This window comes from Streptomyces sp. NPDC107562, assembly GCF_055657325.1.
Map to the genome: position 1 here is coordinate 481,959 of NZ_JBVKBE010000001.1, position 19,501 is coordinate 501,459.

Sequence of the window (19,501 nt, forward strand, 5' to 3'; positions counted from 1 at the left end):
CAGGGCTGGGGAGCGGCGCGGGCCGCCGGCACGGTGTGCGCCGGCGGCGGCCGCGTCCCTGGAGGGCGGGGGACCGGTCAGGACCCCTGCTCGATGGCCTTCTTGCGGCGCAGCGCGTACATGCCGGTGGCGCCCACGGCGAGAATGGCCAGCCCACCCGTGGTGACGCCGGGCGAGGCGAGGCCGCCGCCGCCGGTGTGCATGCCGCCACGCGGCTTGTCGTGGTCGCCACCGCCCCAGCTGTCCTTGCCGTGCCCGCCCTCCTTGTCCTTGTAGGAGTCCTCGTCCTTGTCCTTGTAGGACTCCTCGTGGTCGCTGTCGCCGTGGCCGGAGCTCCAGTCGTCACCGCCCTGCACGGCGGAGAGCGCCCCACCGCCGGTGTGCATTCCGCCGCGCGGTCCGTCGTGGTTGCTGTCCTTGTCGTAGTCCTTGCTGTATGACTTGTCGTGATCTCCGGAGCTCTTGTCGTAGTCCTGGCCGGAGCCGCTGTCGTGCTCCTTGCTGTACGAGGAGTCGTCGCGACCGCCGTGGTCCTCGCCCGGTGCGGCGAAGGCGCCGCCGGGCGTGGCGAAGGTGAGCGCGGCGGAGGTGGCCGCCGTGGCGAGAAGAATGCGGGCAGAACGCATATCGGTGTCCTTCCGCCGTGGCCGGGCAGCGGACACGTCATCAACTGGAATGAACCCGGCCTCGACACGAACCACCGTCGGCCAGTCCCCTGCCGCGCACCATCCGGGCCGCCCAGCCGTGTCAGCGTGCCACCCGTCTGTCCCAGCGACACGCCGCCGCGTCCCCCTGTCGGCTCAGTCCGATGTCACCCGGATGCCCGCGGACGTGCCCGTGGGGCGGCCGAACCCCCCTGACCCAGGCCGGATCTCGGCGGTTGGCCGGGAGGGCCGGGTCGCCCATGTCGTGGACGCCGGTGCCGAACTCGACGTGGCCGCCGTGCTGCTGCGGCCGGACGGACATGTGGCCCGGGCCGGCGAGGACCAGGGCGCGGATGGACGTGGAGGGCCCTGACGTTTAGGCTTCCCGCTGGTCCGAGGGGCGGGCCGAAGGAGGAAGGCGATGTCACAGTTGGTCTCGGCACCCGTCGGGGAGTCCGTCCTCGCTGTCCGGACGAGCGCATGACCGTCGCCGAAGAGCGCCCCGACGCCGCCCCGGTGGGCATCTTGCGGCTCCGTCGTCGCCTGGAGCGGCTGATCGGCGTGGCCGCGACGGAAGGGAACGAACTCGTCGCCCTGCGCAACGGCGACCAGATCTTCCCCGCGATGCTGGAGTCGATCCGGACCGCCGAGCACACGATCGACATGATGACGTTCGTGTACTGGCGCGGCCGCATCGCCCGTGACTTCGCCGCCGCGCTCGCGGAACGGTCCCGGGCCGGTGTGCGGGTACGGCTGCTGCTGGACGGCTTCGGCGCCAAGGAGATAGAGCAGGACCTGCTGGACGAGATGGACGCGGCCGGTGTGCAGGTCGCCTGGTTCCGCAAGCCCCTGCGGCTGTCGCCGTTCAAGCAGAACCACCGCTGCCACCGCAAGGCGCTGGTGGTGGACGAGCACACGGCCTTCACCGGTGGCGTCGGCATCGCCCAGGAGTGGTGCGGCGACGCCCGCAACCCCGGCGAATGGCGCGACACCCACGTCAAGGTGCGCGGCCCCGCCGTCGACGGCATCGCCGCCGCCTTCGCCCAGAACTGGGCCGAGTGCCATGACGAGCTCTACGACGACCGGGACCGCTTCACCGAGCACGAGCAGCCCGGCGACTCCGTCGTCCAGGTCGTGCGCGGTTCGGCGAGCTTCGGCTGGCAGGACATGCAGACCCTCATCCGGGTCATGCTCACCTCCGCCGAGTCACGCTTCCGGCTGGCCACCGCCTACTTCGCACCGGACACCTACTTCATCGACCTGCTGTGCGCGACCGCGCGGCGCGGCGTCACGGTCGAGATCCTGCTGCCCGGCCCGCACACCGACCAGCGGGCCTGCCAGCTCGCCGGCCGGTACCACTACGAGCGGCTGCTGGCGTCGGGCGTCTCGATCTGCGAGTACCAGCCGACCATGATGCACGCCAAGATCATCACGGTGGACGGGCTGGCCTCGCTGATCGGCTCCACCAATTTCAACCGGCGTTCCATGGACCACGACGAGGAGGTCATGCTCGCCGTCCTCGACGAGGACTTCACGGCCGGGCTCGACCGGGACTTCGACGCGGACCTCGAACGCAGCGTCGCCATGGACGCGGGGCGCTGGAAGCGCCGCGCCATGCTGGAGCGGGTACGGGAGGCCGCGGTCCTGCCCGTACGCCGGTTCCTGTAGCGGATCCGGCGACGGGAGGCCGCGGCCGTGCGGTGCTCAGTTGGTGGCGAGCATGCCCCGGCGCAGGCGCTTGAGGGTGCGTGAGAGCAGCCGGGAGACGTGCATCTGGGAGCAGCCGAGGCGTTCGCCGATCTGCGCCTGGGTGAGTTCGTCGACGAAGCGCCAGTGCAGGATCTGCCGGGACCGCTCGTCCAGCTCGGCGATCAGCGGGGCCAGGGCGTGGAAGTCCTCCACCAGCTCCATGGCCGCGTCCTCGGTGCCGATGAAGTCGGCCAGCACCGACTCGCCCTCCTCGCTGCCGCCGAGCGTGGCGTCCAGGGAGGCGGAGTTGTAGCCGTTGGAGGCGATCCGGGCCTCGATGACCTCCTCCTCGGAGAGGTTCATCAGCTCGGCCAGCTCCTTGACCGTCGGCATGCGGTCCAGGCGGGAGCGCAGTTCCTCGGTGGCGCGTGCCAGTTCGACACGGGCTTCCTGCAGGCGGCGCGGCACGTGCACGGCCCAGGAGGTGTCACGGAAGAACCGCTTGATCTCCCCGACGATGTAGGGGATGGCGAACGAGGTGAACTCGACCTCACGCGTCAGCTCGAACCGGTCGATCGCCTTGATCAGCCCGATGATGCCGACCTGGACGATGTCCTCCATCTCGTCCGCGCCGCGGCTGCGGAAGCGCCCGGCGGCGTAGCGGACGAGAGAGGTGTTCATCTCGATCAGGGTGTTGCGGGCGTACTGGTACTCGGGCGTGCCCTCCTCCAGTACGGCGAGCCGCTCGAAGAACTGCTTCGACAAGGACCGCGCGTCCTTCGGCGCGACCTTCGCCGGGTCGGCCACCTCGGGCAGTACGCCGACGGCATCCTGCTCGACGCCGGTCCTCGTGCTCGATATCGCGGTCGCGGTCATTGTTCCCAGCCCCTCCCTGTGCAGATTCATCGACCCGTCCGTCGGCGGGTCGATGATACGGCGCCTACCCGGCATCACGCCGGGCATGCACCCGACTCTCGACGGAGGCGGGTCAGTTCTGCGTCGCCGGTGGGCGGCCCAGGAGGGCCAGGGCCGCTGCCGTCATCGCCTTCGTCGCCGACGGCAGGGCGATGGGCAGGTGGGGGGCGAACGCGGGGGAGTGGTTCGGCGGCAGCGACGCGAGCCTCTCCGCGACGTCCGCGCCGCTCGTGGCCGCCCACTGGCGCGGGCCCACGACCCCGACCATCCAGTAGCCCAGCGGAATCCCGGCGCAGCCGTGGATCTCTAGGCCGGCGTCGCCGTACAGGCCGAAGTCCTCCGTGGCCGTCGACGGCGCCCAGGGCACGACCCGTTCGGCCCCCAGTACCTCGCGGTGGGCCTCGCGCGTCACCGCCGTCACCTCCCCGTCGGGCAGCGTGGCGGGCGATCGCGAGACCACCGTGACGTCGGGGTCGCGTGGACAGCCGGACGCGGCCGACTCGGCCCGTACGACTCGCTCGACGGCCGCCACGGCACGGTCCAGGGACGCCTGCGACAGTGCGCGCACGGTGATGCCGAGCGCCGCGCTGTCCGGCACGACGCCGCTGTGCGCGCCGGCATGGATCCGGCCGACGGTGACGGTGGTCTGCTCGGCGGGCGCGCACTCGCGGGACACGATCCCCTGGAGCCGCAGCACCGTCGCGGCGGCCGCGAGCACCGGGTCCACCGTCAGGTGCGGGGCCCCGGCGTGGCCGCCCCGGCCGTGCAGGGTGACGTCCAGCTGGACGCTGCCGGCCAGCACGGGCTGCCCGTAGCCGTGGGCCACCATGCCGCCCAGGAGGGGGGCGGTGTGCTGGGCGAGCACGACGTCGGGACGGCCGAAGCGTGCGTACAGGCCGTCCTCCAGCATGGCGCGCGCACCGGTCAGCGTCTCCTCGGCCGGCTGGCCGACGACGACCACGGTGCCCCGCCAGTGCGGCAGCGCCCGGGCCAGGAGCGTCGCGGCGCCGAGCACGGCGGCGACGTGCAGGTCATGGCCGCAGGCATGCATGAAGGGGCCTTGGGCGGCGTAGGGCAGGCCGGTCCGCTCCCGGATCGGCAGGGCGTCCAGTTCTGCCCGCAGGTAGACGCGTGGTCCCTCGCCTCCTTCCAGGACGCCGACCACACCGTGGCCGCCGACGCCCCGCGTCACCGCGTACCCCTCCGCCGTCAGCGCGTCGGCCAGGCGGGCGGCGGTGCGGGACTCCTCGCCCGAGGGCTCCGGATGCCCGTGCAGGTCCATCGCGAACACGGTGAGGGGGCGCAGCACCGCGTCCAACTGCCGGAGGACCGAACCGTATGTGCCCGGGGGGACGATCGCCGCTGTGCTCACCCGGACATGATCCGGCGCCCGGCCGGCCGGCCGCTGTCACCTCGCTGTCACCCCACGACAGCGCCCTGACAGCGGGCGGCACCTGGATGCGTCAGTGGCGACCGGTCCAATGAAAGGGCCGAACACCCCGGGACCGGCCCGGTGGTGACCTCACCTCAGGAGTGACCATGGCTGACAAGTCGACCCTCGCCGCCCTCGCCGACGAGATCCTGGAGCTCGAGTCGGAGACCTTCGAGATCTCGGACTACTCGGACGCCAGCGAGGTCGTGCTCGCCGGTTCCACGAGCTGCTCCTCCACCTCGACCTGCTCCTCCACCACCAGCACCACCTCCTGCAGCGCCTGATCACAGGCCCGCAGCACGTCGGCGTCCGGCCCCGCCGCCGGACGCCGAAACGGCCGGGTCGCCGCTCCCCACTCCTTCGGGAGGGGGAAGCGGCGACCCGGCCGTCGCCTTGTGGGCCTTAGGGGAACGGGTGCGGGACCCGGCGGATCTCCCACCCCTCCAGGTCCGTGTCACGCAGCCCGCCGCGACGGGCCGCGGTGCGCAGCCGGGGCATCCCGAGCGCACGCTGACGGGACCAGCCGAAGTCGATCGGCAGCAGACCGGGGGCGAGCACACAGACCGTGCGCAGCCCCATCCGCCGCTGCTCCGGCGTGGTCTGGTCCACGACGACCACGTCGTGCCCGGCCCGCACCACCTCGTCGCGGCACAGCGCCACGTCGTCCGCCAGATCGCCGGTGCGTGGCCGGCCGGAGGCCTCCCACGCGGCGTAGACGTCCGCCATCGGACGGACCTCGCGGGGCCGGTGGTACGGCTCCACATGCACCGCCATGCCGGGCAGTCCGTACAACTGGGCGTGGTCCTTCAGGTGCAGCACCTTGGTGAAGTCGGCGGCCATCGCCTCCAGTTCGCCCTGCCGCTCGCGGACCTGGCCGGGCAGGTGCGGAATGTAGGTCAGCACCTCGGACAGGGCGCCCTCCAGTGCGGAGGCCGGGTCGAGCGAGGCGCCGGCGCCGAAGGAGTACAGGCCGGGCCCGCCGTCCCGCCGTACCGCGAGACCGGTCACCACGGGTACGGCGAGGTCGACGCGGTTGTCGAAGGCGTGCACGTCGTAGCCCTGGAGCGCGGCGCGGTCGATCATGGCGCGGACGGTGGGGTCGCCGACCGTCGACAGGTCGATCTCGGTCAGCCGGGTCCCGCCGTACCAGGCGAGCAGGAAGGCGTCCCGCTCGATCAGTTCGAGCAGCCCGCCGAGGACCGCCTCCTCCAGACAGCTGCCGATCGCGCAGCCGTTGGAGCACTCGAAGACGAAGTTGTCCGCCGCCAGCCCCGCGCTGTAATGCACCAGGCGGGCCGGGACCAGCAACGGCCGGTCGTCGCGCAGGGAGTAGCCCCACACCCACGGGATCGGCCGGTCGGCGTCGAACGGGTCGACGAGCGGGTCGTCGCGATAGGTCTCCGGGGCGTAGAAGCCGCAGTCGGCCGGGTGGAGCGCGTCCTCGCCCAGGCTGTTGTACGAGGCGGTGAGGAGCTTTGTGCCGCGCCGCCGGTGGGTGCCGGCGTAGCGCTCCAGGCCCTCCAGGAACGCCAGGTCGCGACTGGCGGCGAAGCCGTTCGCCTGACCGCTCCAGGTCACGTCGGTCAGGCCCGCGTAGCCGCGCATGAACACGCTGCCCGCGACCGGTGCGGTGGTGGGTGAGGTGACGTTGAGCCAGGTCCCGGCGCCCAGCAGGCCGGTGACCGGGTTCGCGAGCGCCGCCGGTGCCAGCGGGTAGGAGGACGCCGGCCGCAACCGATAGCCGTCCACGGCCGGCTTCGGGCGGCTCACCAGGGCGAGTTCGGCGTCCTGCCGGCTGTCCGTGCCGCCGGAGCCGCAGTGCGGGCAGAGCGGATCGGCGTACAGCGGGAAGGTCCGTACCGTCAGGGTCGCCACGTCCAGGCAGGACACCTGCGGCAGTGCGCGGTCGGCCGGTGTCCCGCCCGGCGGCACCGGCGCCGGGGCGCCGGTCACCGCCTCGTACAGGGCGTGCACCGCGTCCGCGACGAACGCGGGCTGCTCGGGCCAGTGCGGGGCGAAGCTCCACGGGGTGCCCGTCTCCAGGGCGTCCCGCTCGGTGCGCGACCGCAGGCGCTGCCAGCGCATCGCGAGGCACGTCCCGCAGGCCCGCGTCTCGGCGTCGCCGCCCCACGGCCCCACCAGCACCTCGCGGGAGGTCAGATGGACCAGGGCGGTGGGCCGTACCGAGGCGAGCGGGTCGTCCCGTACGTCGCGTGCGCCGAGCGGCACCACCTCGGGGGCCCGGCCCGGGGCGCACCGCTCGGCCAGTGCCGACCGCAGCCGTCGCCCCGCCTCCTGGAGCGGGACGCCGTCCCGGACGATGGTCGTCGTCATGTGCGGTTGCTCCAGCGGAAGGTCTTCAGGCCGAGGGCCGCGAAGACGACGGTGAAGCCGACGAGCGCGCCGCAGCCGACGGCCACGTCACCGAGACTGCCGTTGCCGGTCAGGGACGCGGAGACGGCGTCGTTGAAGTAGCGCAGCGGCAGCACCCGGGACAGCGTCTGCAGCCAGGACGGCATCATGTCCAGCGGCAGGAACGAGCCGGACAGGAACGCCATGGGCACCATCAGGAAGTTCGCGATGGCGGCCACCGCCTCGGGGGTGTCGGCGTACGAGCCGATGATCACGCCGAGGGACAGGAACGCGGTGATGCCGAACAGCAGCACGGGCAGCGCCAGCGGCCACCGGGAGTCCAGCTCCAGGCCGAACAGCGGGAGCATCGCCACCGCGACGAACACCACGGCCTGGACGACACCGATGGCGAGGGCCAGCACGTAGCGGGAGGCCAGCACGGTGGGCAGACTCGTCGGCGTCATCCGGATCAGGCGCAGCAGGTCGTCCCGGCGCCACTGCATCAGCGTGAAGGCGATGCCGAACACGGCCGCGTTGCCCACACCCCACGACATCACGCCGGGCGCGATGTACGAGATGTAGGGCCGGCCGGTGTCCTCCACCTCCTGGCCGTTGAAGATCAGCCCGAAGACCACCAGGAAGACCAGCGGGAAGGCGAAGGTGAAGAAGAGGGCCGCCGTGTCGCGGGCCTGTGCCCGGTAGCCGGCCGCCGTCAGGGCCCCGTATGCGCTCATGCCTGGTGCTCCGTGTTCTCGGTGTGCGGGGTGGTCCGGGTCTGCCGGGTGCCGCCGGCGTCGGCGGCGGAGGTGAGCCGGAGGTAGACGTCCTCCAGCGTCGCCGAGCGGGTCTGCACGCCGTCCAGGCCGCCGAGGGCGTCGAGGGCCGACATCACCTTCCCGGACGTCCTGGTCTCCAGGACCAGGCTGCCGCCGCTCAGGACGGCGCGGTCCACGCCCTCGATCGCCTCCGCCTCCGCCGCCGTCATCCGCTCCGGCGGCAGCAGCACCGAGGTCGCCGAGCCCACCGCGCCGACCAGTCCGCGCGGGGAGTCGAGCGCCGCGATCCGGCCCTCCACGAGGATCGCCACCCGGTCGCACAGGGCTTCCGCCTCGTCCAGGTGGTGCGTGGTGTACACGATCGTCCGGCCCGCCTCCTTCAGACCGCGCAGGACCTGCCACAGGTCCCGGCGCGCCTGCGGATCGAGCGCCGCGGTCGGCTCGTCCAGGAAGATCAGCTCGGGGTCGTGGACCAGGGCGGAGGCGATCGCCAGCCGCTGACGCTGACCGCCGGAGAGATCCTCCACGCGGGTGTCCCGCTGCTCCGTCAGCGCCACCGCCTCCAGCGTCCGTTCGACCGCCGCGCGGTCCGCGCGGTAGAGGGCGGCGACGGTCGCCAGGTGCTCGTGCGCCGTCAGACGCACGAAGAAGGCCGAGGACTGGGTCTGCACACCGAGGCGCGGCAGCAGGGCCACATTGCGTGGCCAGGGGGAGGCGCCCAGCACGGCGACAGTGCCGGAGTCGGCCTGGCGCAGGCCCTCCATGATCTCCACCAGGGTGGTCTTGCCCGCCCCGTTGGGCCCGAGCAGACCGAAGAACTCGCCCCGCGCCACGCGCAGCGAGACGCCGTCCAGCGCCTGGCGGGTCCCGTAGCGCTTGCTCACCCCCTCGACGTGGATCGCGGCGTCCGCCGCGTGGTTGCCGGGGTCCGCCGGCACGGTTTCCGTCTCCGTCATGAACAGCTCCTCGAAACAGGCCCGTCAGGGGGCGAGCAGAACCAGCACGGCCGTGACCGACGCGGCCGCGATCAGACAGACCAGAACGGACGAGCCGATCCCGTATGCCGTGTACAGAACCCGCGCCCGGCGCGGATAGCCGGCCGCGGCCTGGCGGTCGCGCAGCCGAAGTCGCAGGTAACGCCCGCTCTCGGGCGCGTAGTGGGACACACCGAGCACGTGGGAGAGGATGGTGTATCCGTCCAGCGGAGGCAGGGGCAGCAGGTTGACCAGTGCCTGAACGCTGCCCAGCAGGAGCAGCCCCGACAGCACCCTGCGCGTGGGATCGCCCGTGTCCAGCACGGCCCACCACAGCGCGAAGGGCAGCAGGAACAGCAGGTTCGCGAAGGCGCCGGCCGCGCCGACCGTCAGCTGGTGCCCCCGGCTGCGCAGGAAGCGGTAGTCGTCGACCCGGCAGTACATGATCGCGGCGGGCAGCCGCCAGCGCAGGCCGATCTCGCTCACGCTGCCGCCGAAGTGCCGGGCCGCGATGCCGTGCGCCAGTTCGTGGCCGGCGGTGCTGAGCCACAGCAGGGTGAACACGGCCAGCAGCGCGACCGGTTGCTGGAACAGCCACCAGGTGTCTCGCGCCAGCGTGCCGAGCCCGGCGGCCAGGGCGGCCTCCATGGCCAGGCAGAGCGCCAGCAGCGGCAGCAGCACCGGCCGGCGCAGCAGCGGACGCAGCGCGCCGTGCAGGCGTGCGGTGGTGGCCCCCGCGTCGGCGACCAGGCGCAGGCTGCCCCGGTACAGGTTGCCGCTGAGCGCCGGTGCCGGGGGTGCGGGGGGTGCGACGACCGCCTGCGGCGCGGGTGCGCCGACGAGGAGACGTTTGGCGCCCAGCAGCCCCAGCAGCTGGCGCCAGTTGGCCTCACCCAGCCGGCGCCCGAAGACGGAGGCGTACGCGTCGCCGATCTCCGCGAGGCTCCGCTCCCCGTCCAGCCGGGAGATGAGGAAGTACTCCTTCGGGCCGACCTCGAAGGAGGAACCGTCGGCCGGGTCCCTGATCAGGTGCACCGTGGCCGCGCCGCGCAGCAGCGGCGCGGTGAGCAGGATGTCCGGCCGCAGGCGGGGACGGTGGGCGAGCACCTCGGCCCGCTCGGTGCTCATGAGGCGGCCTCCGCGGCGCCCTCGGTGCCCGAGCGCAGGACCCGCCCGAGCACGTGCGAGAGGTAGGCCTCGTCGCGGATCGTCACATGCAGCCGGTTGTTGGTCATGTGCATGTACGGCGACAGCAGCAGCGGGAGGGCCACCGCGGGGTCGGTGACCTGCTCGTCACGGGTGCCGTCCCAGGAGCGGAAGACCAGTTCGCCCCCCTCGGCCAGGGCGACCGCCTTCTCCCGCAGCTCCAGACAGTGCGCCGCCCAGCCGCGCAGGAAGGCCGGCAGCCGGTCGAGCCGGCCGGCGGCGACGGCCCGGCGTATCTCCTCGAAGCGACGGCCGAGCCGCGGCGCCATCTCGGCGTAGTTGCGGTCGTACTCCGAGGAGCCGATGAAGCCGGTGCCGGGGAAGGCGCGGTGCCAGAACTCGTAGTACCGCTCCAGGTAGTCGGCGAGTTCGTCCTCGTCGGGCAGGAAGCAGCTCGCCATGACCATCATGAGCTGCGCCGACGTGCCCAGCAGCACGGTCCGCAGATGCAGGTTCATGGAGCCGAGAGCCTCGATGACGAGGTCGCTGGAGTGCGCGAAGTGCCACTCGGCGAGGGCGACGCCCGCCGGACCGCCGTACTTGCCGAACTCGGGCTCGTAGGGCTCGTAGGAGCGGGAGTTGTTCGGACGCAGCCGCATGCGGCCGTCCTCCGCCATGAAGTCGCCGCGATCGCCCTGCGGGAACTCGATCTCGAAGAGCGTGTTGTAGAACTCGTTGAGGAAGCCGGAGTCGACCTCGTAGAGCGCCGGCCGGCTGCGCAGGAAGGCGTCGACGGCCTCCTCGGCGCGGCGCCGCACCTCGGGCGTCGCCTCCTCGGTCGCGGGCTGCAGGCGGAGGCGGACGTGCGGGCCCTCCAGCCAGTAGTTGATGAAGAAGTGGCCGGCGAGCAGCCCGTCGTCCCGCAGTCCCGCGATCAGCGGGCCCACGCAGTTCACCAGCAGGGGCTGGGGGTTGGCGGCGTAGAAGATGTGCATGGCCTGCCACGCGCCGGGAGAGGGGTTCAGCTCGGACACGGGGAGATCTCCTCGGTGCGTCGGGTGGCGGTGAAGGTCTCGACGGAGAGTTCGGCGACATGGCTGCCCCGCTCGGACACGACGTGCAGACCGTTCTCGGCGGGCAGCATCTCGCGCAGCTCCACGCGGTCGTCCGGCGACTTGACCAGGGCCTCGAACGCGGTCAGCGACAGGAAGCTGTCGAAGTCCAGGTACTGCGGCTTGGCGCCCGCGCCGCCCCGGGGGCCGCTGGAGACGGTGGCGAAGACCCGGGCGGGCAGGCCGTGTTCACGGTGCCAGCGCCGCCAGGCCAGGAACACCTCGTCTTCCGGGGTGCCGGCCGGACGGATCGGCAGCGACGCCGCGGTGGTGGACCAGCCGCGCCGGGCCAGCACGAGGTCGCCGTGCCGGACCCGCGGACGCCGGGTCACGCCCTGGTGCGCCGGGCCCTGCGCCACCCCGGCCCAGACGTCGAGCGGTGCCATCGACGTGGGCGACAGCAGCAGCAACGTGCGTGGCGTCTCCGGGAGGGCGAGCGGCACCAGGTAGCCCAGGTACACGGGAATGACCTCGCATCCCAGGCGTGCGGAGCGCAGCACCAGGCGGTCCTCGGCCTCGTCGTGCTCCAGGCACAGGTCGTCCAGGTGGATGCGGCGGTCCTCGGGGACGCTGCTCGCCTCGCCGGGACACACGATCTGGTAGTCCGTGAGGCGTCCGTGCAGGTTGAGATTGCTCGTGACGGGGCCGCCGGTGAGTTCCGCCAGGACGGCTCCGGGCGGGGTGAGCCGCGCGGCCTGTTCCCGCAGCAGGTCCGAGACGGCGGGGCCGGGGCCGTCGTCCCAGACGTGCGTGAAGCGGCTGAACGGGAACGACAGTCCGCCGTAGGAGCGGTTGAGCACGAGCAGCCGCTCGCCGTCCTCCTCGGTCACCTGGAGATGGTGGCTCTGCGGAGTGAACGGGGAGCCGAGGCCCTCCAGTTCGGCGGCGACCTCGGCGAGGTGGCCGTCCTCCAGGACGATGTCGCCCTCGCCGGAGTGCTGCGCCCACAGCGCGCGCATCCGGCCGATGAACGCCTGCCGCCCCCGGTCCAGGGCCTTGATCCCGGCGAGCCCCAGCCAGTTCTCCTCCGGCACGTAGTCGCCCTGGGCGTCGAAGGGGGAGCGCTTGGCGCTGAAGGACAGGTACTGGTCGAAGAAGTCCTCGTGGAAGTCGTGCACGAGACCGAGCAGGTCGTCGCACCGGCCACCCTTGCCGTAGCGGGCGAGGAAGAACCCCTGGAACGTCACCCGCTGCGGCAGGGTCAGGTCGAACGCGGGCAGGATCCGCTCCAGGGAGCGCAGTGCCCCGCCGTCCGCCCCGGTCCAGGCGCCCAGCCCGCACGAGATGTCGTCGCCCGCGTCGGCGTCCTCGTAGAGCAGGGTCTGGGGCAGGGCGGCCTCATGGGCGCCCAACAGCCCCTGCGCGTCCCCGAGACAGACCCGCAGCCGGCGCAGCAGCCGGGCGCGCCCCGCCGTGTTCGCCTGCGGATAGGTGTCGACCAGCGAGGCCGCGGTGTCGAGCCGCGTGGCGAGCTCGGCGGCCCACGGCCGCTCCAGCGCCCGCAGGGCGTCCTGGAAGGCGCGCAACGGGTCGACGGCGTGCACGTCGGTGTCCAGGCACGGCACGCGGATCATGCCGAGCTGCAGGAGCGCCGACACGTACGACTCCCCGAGCTCGTCGTCCGCGCCGTACTCGGCGCACAGCCAGTCCACCACCTCCCCGTAGCGCATGTCGCGTTCGCTCAGGCGCGCGATCAGCCGGTCCAGCGTCCCGCTGCGCCGCAGGAAGAACAACCGGTCCTTGACCGCGTCGAAGGTGACCGCCGCGTCGTCGTCGCCCGTCGTCACCCAGCGCCGCACGTAGCGCACCCGGTGGTCGTCGCTGCCCCAGCCCGAGGCGAGCCGCACGGGGAGGTCGGCGCGCAGCGCCGGGACGGCGAGGATCTGCTCCGCGAACCGGGCCAGCACCACGACGTTCAGCCGCACCCGGCCGCGCCACTCGGCGCGAAGACGCACCGAGGGGTCGTCGCCGTCGTCGAAGGTGCCGAGGGCCACGCCCGTGAACGTGCTGAACGGGCTGGTCTTGCAGGCCGTCCGGTACAGGTACGACAGCACCGAGCGCTCGATCTTGCGCAGCCGCTTGTCGGGGCGCGCCCCCGCGCCGAGGCGGACGTACGGCTCCAGTCGGGCGTCCAGCGTCGGCGAGGCCAGGAGGAGCCCGTCGCGCAGCCGGTCCTCGTCGAGCAGCCCGCGCAACGCGGCCCGTGTCCGGGCGAGTTCACCGTCGAGCAGCGGGGCCCCCCGGTGGCGCAGTTCGTCCAGCGCCCGCCGGCCGTCGAGCCATTCCCGGGTCAGCTCGGCCGCGGCCGGGTCCAGGGCCTCGATCAGGCCGAGCGCGGACGTGCCGCCCTTCGGCACGCGGTTGTTGAAGACGTCCCGGCGCAGCGCGAGCAGGTGACGGCGTCGCCCGCCCTCGTCGTCGGGGAACGCCCGCTCGGCGGCCGGCACGAGCGCGTGCAGGACGTCGCTCAGTTCCCTGCCCCGCTCCAGCAGGCTCTCCTCGGCCGACAGGACGTCGTCGGCCCAGCGGACGCCATCGGGGCAGCGCAGGTCGCGGACGGTCTCGATGGGCAGCCCCGCCACCCGCAGCAGGAAGCGGCGGCCGGGCTGCCAGCTTGTCGTCGGTGTCATGGCGGCTCCCCGTCAGGCGATGTCGGAGCGGAAGTCGGCGGGGTGCGGCCGCTCGTTGCCGAGCAGCATGATGAGCAGCGGCGCCTCCCCGGTGTCCGCCAGGCCCAACTCCTCGATGTACGAGATGTTGTCGAAGCCGAGGGCGACACCCGCGCCGAGGCCGAGCGCGGCCGAGGCGGTGTAGAAGGTCTGCGCGATCGCGCCGACGGTGGCGTTGACCAGCCGGTAGCCCCGGTCGCCGACGGCGTCGAGGACCGCGGTCGTACGCACGGTGGGCACGAGGACCGCGCCGGTCTGTTCGAGGTTGTAGTTGGACAGGAAGTAGTTCTTCTGAAGGAACGAGCCCGGTGCGCCGGGCGCCACCGGCCGCAGCGTGTGCGTGTCGGGTTCGTAGGCGTACGCGCCGGGCTCGACGCCCTCCACATGGTTGACGAAGGCGTACAGCCGCGCCTGCCGCGGCGTGCCCGCGGGCTCCGCGTCGCCGCCGAGCCGGGTCGCGGCGCACGCGGCCAGCGTCGTGGCGAGCTGCGCCGTGGTCACGGGGACGGTGGCGTCGAAGCGGCCGAAGCTGCTGCGGCGCGTGCGCAGCGCCGTGCGCACATCGACCTCGGGGAACGCGGCGGGCGGCAGCGCGACCGGCTCCACGGCGCCGGTCGGGGCGGCCGGCGCCGACCCGTCGAGCGCGCCCGGCGCCGGACGGTCGCTCGCGTGCTCCGCCGTCGCACGGTGGATGCGCCGCAGTGTGTCGAAGTCGAGCACGGTCCGGGACCGTTCACGATCGCGCCGGCGGACCGCCGCGCGGCCCGTCTCCGCCGGGTCCGTGGCGGGCCGGGGGCCGTCCCAGACCAGCGGGACGACGGCGAACAGTCCCTCCTCGTCCTCGCCGAGGCCCAGCAGGCCGGCCAGCCGTGCCTCGTCGAACCAGAGGGCGGGCGCGAGCCGCAGCCCACGGGCGCGCGCCCAGATCTGCCAGGTGCCCAGCAGCGCCCCCACGTCCATGCTCACGGCGTGGAACGAGAAGCTGTTGTACTTGAACGCGTTCTGCCAGTACTTGACGCCGAGCACCAGGTACTGGTCCGTCGCCTCGCCGTGCGCTCCGAGCGCGGCGCGCACCTCGCCGCTGACGTCACCCGCCAGCAGCCGCTGCATGCAGTGGTGCAGCGGGGAGTAGTAGTGCACGCCGGGGGTGAGCGGGCCCGAGGGGCCCGAGACCCAGTAGACGCTCACCGGGTACAGGCCGCCGCCGGAGGCCGTGCCCCGGGACCAGTTGGCCTGCGTGTAGTGCGGCAGGGCCCCGAGGTCGGTGTTGGCCTGGACGGCGAGGCGCCGGCCCACCAGCCCGTAGGAGTCCTGCAGCATGCCGGACAGCAGGGGCAGGGTGAAGGGCTCCGCCGTGTCCCGGTCGGCCTCGGGCAGGCAGCCGGCCGTCACCGTGGCGTGCGCGGGGTAGCGCGCCTCGGGGAGCGGGAACGACTCTGCACCCGGGTAGTACTTCGCCTTGCGCGGCCGGTCCGCCCAGTCGGGCACGAAGTCGGCGGGCTCCATCGGGATGCGGCCCCTGTGCATGATGGCCGTCGCGTAGTCATGGGCGTAGCCCACGGAGGTCTCCTCTTGTGTGGCGTGGGGGCGGTGAGCGGTGCGGGTGGGCGCGGTCACGGGAAGGGGTGCGGAGCCGGGTTGAGGTCGGCCGCCCGCAGGTCCCGCTCGCGCAGCCCCGCCTCGCGCAGGGCGGTGCGCAGCCGGGGCATGCCCAGGGCACGCTGACGGGACCAGCCGAAGTCGATCGGCAGCAGACCGGGGACGAGCACGCTGAACGTGTGCAGCCCCAGGAGCCGCTGTTCGGGCAGCGTCTGGTCGACGACGACCACGTCGAACCCGGCCTCGACCACCGCGGCGACACAGCGCTCCAGGTCGTCCCGCAGATCCGGTGCGGCAGCCGCGCCCGAGGCGTCGGGCCAGCGCAGGTCGGCCACCGCGCGCGGCGGCCCGGCGGCCGGGGGGCGGAGCAGGAAGTCGGCGTGGACGCCCATCTCGGGGATGCCGTAGACCAGCGGGTGGTCGTGCAGCGCGGTGACCCGCGAGAAGTCCTCGGCCATGGCGCGCAGCCTGGCCTCGTCGCGTTCGGACCGCCCCCGCAGATTGACCGCGTCGGTGGCGATCTCGCACAGCGCGGCGTCCAGCGCCGACTCCGGGTCGAGCCCGGCGCCCGCGCCGAAGCACATCCGCCCCAGACCGCCGTCCATCCGCTCCGCGACGCCGGTGACGACGGGGATCGGGAAGGTGATGCGGGTGTCGAAGAACCGGGCCCGGTAGCCGTACATCGCCAGCCGGTCGACCATGTGCCGGGTGGCGGGGCGGGCGCTGGTGGCGGGGTCGATCTCCGGCAGGGACTGCTGCCCGTACCAGGCGAGCAGGAAGGCGTCCCGTTCGACGACCTCCATCAGGCCGAAGTAGACGGCCTCCTCCACGCAGCCGCCCGACGCACAGCCGTTGGAGCTCTCCTGGACGAACCGGTTCTCCAGGCCCGGCGCGTGATAGTACGTCAGGATCTCGGGCACGAGGCGAGGTTCCTGGTCGCGCAGGGAGTACCCCCACACCCACGGGATCTCACGGTCCGGGGAGAAGCGCACGACGTGCGGGTTCTCCTGGTGGAACGCCTCCGAGTAGAGCCCCACGCGTCTCGGGTCGACCGCCTCGGGCCCGAACTCGTCGAGCGTCCCGGTGACCGACGTGCGCTTGCCGCGCGCCCGCATGCCCGCGTACCGCTCCAGACCTTCGAGGACGCCGATGCGGGCCGAGGCGCCGAAGGAACCCGCGTGTCCGCCCCAGAACGTCTCGCGCAGGTACTCGCCGGAGCGCATCGAGAAGCAGCCGATGGTGGCCGACGTCGACGTGGAGGACACGTCGTGCACGACGGACGGGCCGAGGGCACCGCACACCGGGTTGGCGAAGGCCGCCACGTCGATGTCGTACGCCTCGATCCCGCGCAGCCGGAAGGTGCCCGGGGCGTGCTTCGGGGCGGCCTCCAGGGTGACGCCGGCGCCCTCGGGCGAGTCGGCCGCGGGCCGGGAGCAGGCCGGGCACGTGGGGTCGGGGACGAGCGGGTAGCGACGGACCGACAAGGTCTCCAGGTCCAGCACATGGATGTCCGGGAAGGGCTCACGCACCGGGTGCTCGCGCGCCTGCCCCACCAGTGCGGCGAGGGCCTCGGCGGCGAACGGGACGGCGTACGGCCAGGGGCCCGACTCGTGCGTGGCGCCGCCCAGTTCGAGGGCGTCGCGCAGCGCCACCGAGCGCACCGCCTGCCAGCGCCGGGTCAGGCACTGCGGGCACGGCGCCACACCGTCGACCGTGACGGGGCCCACCACGGCCTGCCGTGCGTACAGGTGCACGGGCACGGTTCCCGGCGGGTGCGGGCTGTGGCTCCCGGCGAACGCGTCGCCGAAGCCCAGCGCGCGCACCGACACGGCGATGCCGCCGTGGCCCTGGTCGTCCAGCGCGGTGCGCAGCAGGCCCGTCATGAGCCGCACCGGACTCGGCCCGTCAGCCGCCGGCGCGGTCGCCGGCCGGTCCGTGGTGCTAACGGACACGCCCGGCCTCCGAGGTCAGCAGGACACGGACGACGTGCACACCGGCGCGCTCCAGGTCGACGGAGCCCGTCGGCACCACGAGGGCGTCACGGCGCTGTTCGCCGAGGCGGCGCAGCACGTCCGCCCACGAGGGCGGGCCCGTCTCCTCGACGGTCGCGGCGGCGGAGAGGGCCAGCGCGCGCGGATCGAAGTCGCTGAGCAGCGGATCCCCGTACGAGATGCCCCCGGCACGGCCCTGCTGCTCCAGCTGGACCTCTCCCAGCAGGTCGCGCAGCGCCGCCGAGGCCGCGGCCGGGTACGACAGCTCCGCGGCCACCGCCCAGCGCTCCCCGGCCCGGGCCAGCACCACGGCCACGCCGGAGTGCTCCCGCTCGCCGAGGTCGAGCAGCTCCGCCTCGACACCGAGGTTGGCGGCGGAGCGCAGCAGGAACGTGAGTTCGGGATCGGCGTCCGCGGGAACGGCGACACCCGGCACCCCGTGCGGCACCCCGTGCGCGCGCATCGCACGCTGGAGCGCGTCGTACGCGAGGGCCGACAGCACGCCCCGTGCGGCGGCCTCGGCGGCGCTCGCCCCCGCCCTCATGCCGGCGCTCGTCGCCTCGAAGAGCCGGTCGCGGTTCTCGGTGCCGAAGGGGCGGACCGCCTCGCCCGGCACCAGGAACCGCTCCTTGGTGAGCAGAGAGGTGGCGCCCACCCAGCCGCGCACCGCGGACCCCGCGTCGCCGATGCCGGTCCACGTGCCGAACCCGGTCGGGGCCAGGCGGACCGACGGCTCGGGCGCGCCGGTGCGCCGGTGCGGGACGACGTGCTCGGCGTAGGTCTCGGCGGCACGGTGCAGGGCACGCAGCCGGGCGCCCGCGACGTGGTGGACGTCGGCGGCACCGACACGGCGGGTGTGCCCGTGGCCGAGGCCGAGCTCCACGACGCTGAGCTTGAGCGGCGTCTGCGTGATGTCCTCGTCGTCGTAGCGGGTGAACACCCCGGCGTGCGGTCGCAGCAGCACCGAGCGGCGGTTCAGCTCGTCCACCAGGGCGTCCGCCTCGCGGGCGGTGTCGACGGTCGGGAGCGCGACGCCGCCCCCGGCGTCCGCGCTCGCGAGGTCGATCTCGGGGAGGACCGCCTCCGGCTCCTCCGCGCACCACGGGCAACGAGGGTGGGGCAGCAGCGGCTCCGAGGTGACGTCGAGCGACTCCACGTCCTGGATGATCAGCTGCCCGGCGGTCTCTGCCGGCAGCGCGCCGGTCGCGGTCTTGAACACCTCGTAGCCGAGCAGGTTGCCGAGCATCGCGGCCAGCGGGCGGCCGGGGTGGGCTCCCGTTGCGGGGGTGGCGGCCGTCGGGTCCAGGGCGAGCGAACTCCACACGTCGGCGGCCCGTGCGGCGCCGGCGCCCGCTCCCAGCCGCAGCACGGCGCACGACCAGCACCCCGTGGTCTGCGCCGACATCGACGGACCGACCACCGCGTGGTCGCCGAACGACCAGGCCGGTATGAGGGTGCGCCCCGCGGGCACCCCGGCCCGCAGCAGCGGGAACACGACGCGGGGAGCGTCGGGTCCGCCCGTGACCACCACGACGTCGTAGCCCTCGACGGACTCCCAGGCCACGGGTGCGTCCGAGCCGCCGGACGCGTCGAGTTCGCGCAGGTCGACGGGGCAGCCGTCGGCGTCCGCGGCCGCCGCCTCGTCGGTGATCCCGTCCCGCCCGAGCCCCGGCAGGACGCCGATCGCGGCGCTGCCGTTGCGGATCAGGCTCAGGACGCACCAACGCGCCACGGGATCGGTGCCGAGGACGGCCACCCGGGTGTCGCGGAAGCGCTGGAAGCGACGTGCGGCGTCGTCGGCGTAGTGGTCGGCGTACGCGATCTGGGCCGCGTAGCGACGCGCCACGTCGTCGGACGGCTCGGGCCCGTCGAACGCCTCCGGCGACGGTCTCGGGGGCACGGAACGGGCGAAGCCCCGCTCGTACAGGGTGCCGACGAGTTCGCCGACCATCGCACGCTGGCGCTCACCGAACCCGGCGCAGATCTCGGCGACGGTGTGCTCGCCGTCGAAGTGCGGCACGAGCAGGGTGGCGAAGCGGTACGCCGACTTGGCCGTCAGCCGGAAACCGCCGTCGGCGTTGTGGAAGAGGACACCGTCGGGGGTCTCGGTGAACAGGACGTCGCGCCGGATACGGGGGCGGGACGCTGCGACGGCTTCGTACCGTGCGGTAGGCATGCTGATGTCACCTCTGGATGGGGGCC

The 19,501-nt window shown here is 73.3% G+C and carries 14 protein-coding genes; 2 read left to right on the top strand and 12 right to left on the bottom strand.

The genetic code is table 11. The features are described 5' to 3' along the window. Window positions 1–77 precede the first annotated feature (77 nt). On the bottom strand, window positions 78–626 hold the full coding sequence (locus ACZ7LV_RS02260; RefSeq protein ID WP_471934896.1) for a hypothetical protein: 549 nt from the start codon (window positions 624–626) through the stop codon (window positions 78–80). A 498-nt stretch (window positions 627–1,124) separates the two neighbouring features. Between ACZ7LV_RS02260 and ACZ7LV_RS02265 the strand changes: the two genes are divergently transcribed. Further along, window positions 1,125–2,312 (top strand): phospholipase D-like domain-containing protein, encoded by a 1,188-nt coding sequence (locus ACZ7LV_RS02265; protein ID WP_471934897.1) that lies wholly within the window; start codon window positions 1,125–1,127, stop codon window positions 2,310–2,312. A 36-nt stretch (window positions 2,313–2,348) separates the two neighbouring features. On the opposite strand, the gene ACZ7LV_RS02270 is transcribed toward ACZ7LV_RS02265, so the two are convergent. Together ACZ7LV_RS02270 and ACZ7LV_RS02275 are read right to left on the bottom strand one after the other, a co-directional pair. Next, window positions 2,349–3,209 (bottom strand): RNA polymerase sigma factor SigF, encoded by an 861-nt coding sequence (locus ACZ7LV_RS02270; RefSeq protein WP_401668883.1) that lies wholly within the window; start codon window positions 3,207–3,209, stop codon window positions 2,349–2,351. Between the two features lie 112 nt (window positions 3,210–3,321). After that, window positions 3,322–4,620, bottom strand: a complete 1,299-nt coding sequence (locus ACZ7LV_RS02275) for an amidohydrolase (RefSeq protein WP_471934898.1) — start codon at window positions 4,618–4,620, stop codon at window positions 3,322–3,324. A 167-nt stretch (window positions 4,621–4,787) separates the two neighbouring features. Here ACZ7LV_RS02275 and ACZ7LV_RS02280 point away from each other — a divergent pair, with 167 nt between their 5' ends. Further along, window positions 4,788–4,964, top strand: a complete 177-nt coding sequence (locus ACZ7LV_RS02280; protein ID WP_053760578.1) for a thiazolylpeptide-type bacteriocin — start codon at window positions 4,788–4,790, stop codon at window positions 4,962–4,964. Window positions 4,965–5,082: 118 nt separating this feature from the next. Here ACZ7LV_RS02280 and ACZ7LV_RS02285 read toward each other — a convergent pair whose 3' ends face one another. Genes ACZ7LV_RS02285 through ACZ7LV_RS02325 form a run of 9 tightly spaced genes read right to left on the bottom strand, consistent with a single transcriptional unit; the run spans window position 5,083 to window position 19,475 of the window. Continuing rightward, window positions 5,083–7,014, bottom strand: coding sequence for a TOMM precursor leader peptide-binding protein (locus ACZ7LV_RS02285; RefSeq protein WP_471934899.1), 1,932 nt, complete (start codon window positions 7,012–7,014; stop codon window positions 5,083–5,085). Beyond that, entirely contained in the window at window positions 7,011–7,766 is a 756-nt protein-coding gene (locus ACZ7LV_RS02290) for an ABC transporter permease (protein ID WP_471934900.1), read from the bottom strand. The genes ACZ7LV_RS02285 and ACZ7LV_RS02290 overlap by 4 nt, the downstream gene beginning before the upstream one ends. Next, on the bottom strand, window positions 7,763–8,764 hold the full coding sequence (locus tag ACZ7LV_RS02295; protein WP_471934901.1) for an ABC transporter ATP-binding protein: 1,002 nt from the start codon (window positions 8,762–8,764) through the stop codon (window positions 7,763–7,765). Before ACZ7LV_RS02295 ends, ACZ7LV_RS02290 begins: the two co-directional genes overlap by 4 nt. A gap of 24 nt (window positions 8,765–8,788) precedes the next feature. After that, window positions 8,789–9,910: a peptidase M50 gene (locus ACZ7LV_RS02300; RefSeq protein ID WP_471934902.1), complete on the bottom strand. Its 1,122-nt coding sequence runs from the start codon at window positions 9,908–9,910 to the stop codon at window positions 8,789–8,791. After that, window positions 9,907–10,923, bottom strand: a complete 1,017-nt coding sequence (locus ACZ7LV_RS02305) for a lantibiotic dehydratase C-terminal domain-containing protein (protein WP_471936066.1) — start codon at window positions 10,921–10,923, stop codon at window positions 9,907–9,909. The genes ACZ7LV_RS02300 and ACZ7LV_RS02305 overlap by 4 nt, the downstream gene beginning before the upstream one ends. A 26-nt stretch (window positions 10,924–10,949) precedes the next feature. Next, the gene (locus ACZ7LV_RS02310; protein WP_471934903.1) at window positions 10,950–13,670 is read right to left on the bottom strand and encodes a lantibiotic dehydratase; all 2,721 of its coding nucleotides are present in this window, start codon (window positions 13,668–13,670) and stop codon (window positions 10,950–10,952) included. A gap of 12 nt (window positions 13,671–13,682) precedes the next feature. Then, window positions 13,683–15,269 carry a nitroreductase family protein gene (locus ACZ7LV_RS02315; RefSeq protein WP_471934904.1) on the bottom strand — a complete coding sequence of 529 codons (1,587 nt, stop codon included), beginning with the start codon at window positions 15,267–15,269 and terminating at the stop codon, window positions 13,683–13,685. 53 nt (window positions 15,270–15,322) lie between these two features. Further along, a complete protein-coding gene (locus ACZ7LV_RS02320) occupies window positions 15,323–17,260 on the bottom strand; it encodes a TOMM precursor leader peptide-binding protein (protein WP_471934905.1) in 1,938 nt (645 codons plus the stop codon). Further along, a complete protein-coding gene (locus ACZ7LV_RS02325; RefSeq protein ID WP_471934906.1) occupies window positions 17,250–19,475 on the bottom strand; it encodes a TOMM precursor leader peptide-binding protein in 2,226 nt (741 codons plus the stop codon). The genes ACZ7LV_RS02320 and ACZ7LV_RS02325 overlap by 11 nt, the downstream gene beginning before the upstream one ends. Between the last annotated feature and the right edge of the window lie 26 nt (window positions 19,476–19,501).

What these genes read in the sequence shown, in the direction of transcription:
- ACZ7LV_RS02325 (WP_471934906.1), bottom strand. Translation starts at nt 19,475, where the DNA reads ATGCCTACCGCACGGTACGAAGCCGTCGCAGCGTCCCGCCCCCGTATC.
- ACZ7LV_RS02285 (WP_471934899.1), bottom strand. Translation starts at nt 7,014, where the DNA reads ATGACGACGACCATCGTCCGGGACGGCGTCCCGCTCCAGGAGGCGGGG.
- ACZ7LV_RS02295 (WP_471934901.1), bottom strand. Translation starts at nt 8,764, where the DNA reads ATGACGGAGACGGAAACCGTGCCGGCGGACCCCGGCAACCACGCGGCG.
- ACZ7LV_RS02280 (WP_053760578.1), top strand. Translation starts at nt 4,788, where the DNA reads ATGGCTGACAAGTCGACCCTCGCCGCCCTCGCCGACGAGATCCTGGAG.
- ACZ7LV_RS02300 (WP_471934902.1), bottom strand. Translation starts at nt 9,910, where the DNA reads ATGAGCACCGAGCGGGCCGAGGTGCTCGCCCACCGTCCCCGCCTGCGG.
- ACZ7LV_RS02290 (WP_471934900.1), bottom strand. Translation starts at nt 7,766, where the DNA reads ATGAGCGCATACGGGGCCCTGACGGCGGCCGGCTACCGGGCACAGGCC.
- ACZ7LV_RS02270 (WP_401668883.1), bottom strand. Translation starts at nt 3,209, where the DNA reads ATGACCGCGACCGCGATATCGAGCACGAGGACCGGCGTCGAGCAGGAT.
- ACZ7LV_RS02265 (WP_471934897.1), top strand. Translation starts at nt 1,125, where the DNA reads ATGACCGTCGCCGAAGAGCGCCCCGACGCCGCCCCGGTGGGCATCTTG.
- ACZ7LV_RS02310 (WP_471934903.1), bottom strand. Translation starts at nt 13,670, where the DNA reads ATGACACCGACGACAAGCTGGCAGCCCGGCCGCCGCTTCCTGCTGCGG.
- ACZ7LV_RS02260 (WP_471934896.1), bottom strand. Translation starts at nt 626, where the DNA reads ATGCGTTCTGCCCGCATTCTTCTCGCCACGGCGGCCACCTCCGCCGCG.
- ACZ7LV_RS02305 (WP_471936066.1), bottom strand. Translation starts at nt 10,923, where the DNA reads ATGCACATCTTCTACGCCGCCAACCCCCAGCCCCTGCTGGTGAACTGC.